We start from the raw sequence: 3,190 nt of genomic DNA on the forward strand, positions 1-3,190 counted from the left end.
ATCTTGCTCTTGGCCTTGCGCAGGTTGAAGAACAGCTTCTTCTGGTTCGCGGTGGTGCCCATCTTCACCAGCGACCAGGAGCGCAGGATGTATTCCTGGATCGAGGCCTTGATCCACCACATCGCATAGGTGGCGAGGCGAAAGCCCTTGTCGGGCTCGAAGCGCTTCACCGCCTGCATCAGGCCGACATTGCCCTCCGACACGACCTCGCCGATCGGCAGGCCGTAGCCGCGATAGCCCATGGCGATCTTGGCGACGAGCCGCAGATGCGAGGTGACGAGCTTGTGCGCCGCGTCGCGGTCGCCATGCTCGCGCCAGCGCTTGGCCAGCATGTATTCCTCGCTCGGCTCCAGCATCGGGAACTTGCGGATTTCGTCGAGATAACGCGACAGCCCGCCTTCGGCGGACAGGACGGGCAGGGAAGCGCTCGCCATGCTCGTTCTCCTCATCGAGGCCCCCGCTTCGCGGCAGACCCTCCGCGCGATCAACCTTCGCGCAGGTTTCGGACTTCGACGTAACGATCCAACCCCGCCATCGGTTCGATTGGAACGCTCGCGCGGCGCCCCCTTGGCCATCCGCATCCGAACAACCCCAGTATATGCGAACGCACTCTGGCGGAAAGGTGGCAACGGCGCCCGATTGGATGATTTGCGCGATCCGGAGAATCGCGCAAATCATCCAACTCTTTGCTTTATCGCATGTTCTTCACGCGAACCGGTGCCCACTTCGCTCGAAAATGCTCCAGCTCACAGCCTCGCGAGTGCGGCTTGCAGATTCGCAAAATCCTCCGGCGGCTCGGATTCGAACAGCATCGTCTCGCCGCTCGCCGGATGCGCGAAGCCGAGGATCGCCGCATGCAGCGCCTGCCGGCCGAGTGCCGCGAGCGCGGCTTGCGCCTCGGGCGGCAGGCGGGCCGCCTTGGTGGCGAAGCCCGAGCCGTAGAGCCGGTCGCCGAGCAGCGGATGGCCGATATGGCTCATATGCACGCGGATCTGATGGGTGCGCCCGGTCTCCAGCCGGCATTCGATCAGGCTCGCCAGCGGCTCGGTCTCGTCCAGCCCCTTGAGCAGGGGCGGATAGCGCTCGAGCAGCTCGATATGGGTGATCGCCTCGCGGCCGCGCCCCTCCTTGACCACGGTCATCTTCTCGCGGTTGCGGGTCGAGCGCTCGATCGGCGCATCGATCGTGCCTTCGCGTAGGCGCGGCACGCCCCAGGCGAGGGCGAGATAGGCGCGCTGAAGGGGGCCGGTGCGGCCATGGTCGGCGAACTGCTTGGCGAGCTTCTGATGCGCCCGGTCGTTCTTGGCCACGACCAGCAGGCCGCTGGTGTCCTTGTCGAGCCGATGCACGATGCCCGGCCGCCTGACCCCGCCGATGCCGGACAGGCTCTCGCCGCAATGGGCGATCAGGGCGTTGACCAGCGTGCCGTCCTCATGCCCGCCGGCCGGATGGACGACGAGCCCCGCCGGCTTGTCGATGACGATCAGATGCTCGTCCTCGTAGACGACGTCGAGCGGGATATCCTGGCCGACCGGCTCGGCCGGCTTCGCCTCCGGCAGGGTGAGGGCGATCCTGTCGCCCTCGGCGACCTTGCGGCTGCCGTCACCGGCGACAGTGCCGTTGAGGCTGACCCCGCCCTCCCTGATGACCTGCTGGAGGCGCGCGCGCGAAATCTCGCCGGCGAGCAGGGCGAGCGCCTTGTCGAGGCGCTGGCCGGCCTGTTCTGGACCGACCGTCAGGGTGACGGCGGCATCGGGATCGGAAACGGAATTCATCGCGCCGCTATAAGGCGCAAGGGCCGCGGCCGCACGCCTTTTCCGCAACCTCACATCAGGCTCCACTCCGTCATCATACCCGGGCTCGAGCCCTGAGCATCTCCGACGAAAAAGGCGCAGGCAGCGCGACCTGCCCCCTCTCCCCCTGCGGGAGAGGGCTGGGGTGAGGGGTCGCGCGACATGTCCATCATTGCGAAGAGCGAAGCGACGAAGCAATCCAGGGGCGGCAGATCTCTACGCCTCCCTGGATTGCTTCGCTTACGCTCGCAATGACGATGAAGGATAGCGCGACCCCTCATCCGGCCCTTCGGGCCACCTTCTCCCGCAAGGGGAGAAGGGAAAGGCTCACGCTCAGCCGAACAGCCTGAAACCTCGCTTCTTCGGCTCCTGTGGCGGTTCCTCGTCCGGCCCCGGATCATCCGGCGCATGCGAGACCGGGAAGATCACCGGCTTGGGCGGCACCGCCTCGCGCAGGGCGGCGGGCTTGCTCTCCGCCGGCTCGGCCGCGACGGGCCTGGCGGGCTCCGCCACCGCTTCCGCCGGCTTCGGCTCCACGGCCGGCTTCGGCTCCTCCTGCGGAGCCTCCGGCGCCGCCGCGACAACCGGCTCGGGCTTCGGCTCTTCCTTCGGCGCGGGCGGAGGCGGCGGAGGCGGCGCCACCGCGGCAGGCTCGATCGTCGTGACGCTCTCGGCCTTGACCTCGATCAGCCGGGTCGAATCGTCGAGATCGGCCAGCACGTCGTCGAGCATCTGCGTCTTGCTGCCGAGCGTCGCCGGCGGCACCGTCCAGACGAAGGCGTCGAGCCGGCCGGTGATCGGCGAGACCGGCATCCAATGGTCCGAGACCAGCCCGTCCGCCACCCAGGCGGCGTCGCGCGGCGCCCGGGTCGCCCGCGCCAGCCATTCGCGCACGCGCCCGGCGGCGCCGTGCTCGGCCTCCTCCAGCTCGGCCATCAGCAGGCAGGCGCGCACCGAGGCGCCGCCGGCGAGCAAGGGCTTCAGCGCCTCGCGCGCCTTCCTGAACTCGCGCGCCTGGATCGCGGCCCCGGCCAGCGCCAGCACGCTTTCCGGATCGGAGGGGCGCAGCCGCGACAGGGCGAGCGCCCGGTTGAAGCGGTCGAGCGCGCTGTCGCCGGGCCTGGCGTCGATATAGGCGGCGGCGATGTCGGGATGGGGGGCGTCCTTCCAGGCCGCCTCCAGCAGCTTCGACGCCTTGCGGACGTCGCCGCGCGCCGCCAGCATCCGCCCGGCGAGCGCCGCGGCCGGCGTCAGCGACGGCGACAGCTTGACCGCCTCCAGCGCGGCGGCGAGCGCCTTCTCGGGCTCGTGCTCGCGCGCCTGCAACGCCTCCGCCGCCAGCAGCACCGCGCGCTGGCGGCGCGCCTCGGCCTTGTCGGCGAGCCGGAGCGCCGCGC

2 protein-coding genes and 1 pseudogene are annotated in these 3,190 nt (G+C 69.6%); all 3 read right to left on the reverse strand.

The window, feature by feature from the left end; translation table 11 throughout:
- Nucleotides 1-434: RNA polymerase factor sigma-32 (locus WMK75_RS18760; protein WP_347269096.1), on the reverse strand; the 434-nt coding region annotated here is incomplete at its 3' end.
- 312 nt (nucleotides 435-746) lie between these two features.
- Nucleotides 747-1,775, reverse strand: coding sequence for an RluA family pseudouridine synthase (locus WMK75_RS18765; protein WP_347269097.1), 1,029 nt, complete (start codon nucleotides 1,773-1,775; stop codon nucleotides 747-749).
- 351 nt (nucleotides 1,776-2,126) lie between these two features.
- Nucleotides 2,127-3,190, reverse strand: a pseudogene (locus WMK75_RS18770) (hypothetical protein); the annotation flags it as partial.

The sequence above is a fragment of the Paracoccus sp. (in: a-proteobacteria) genome (assembly GCF_039808215.1).
Lineage (GTDB): Bacteria > Pseudomonadota > Alphaproteobacteria > Rhodobacterales > Rhodobacteraceae > Paracoccus.

What these genes read in the sequence shown, in the direction of transcription:
- WMK75_RS18765 (WP_347269097.1), bottom strand. Translation starts at nt 1,775, where the DNA reads ATGAATTCCGTTTCCGATCCCGATGCCGCCGTCACCCTGACGGTCGGT.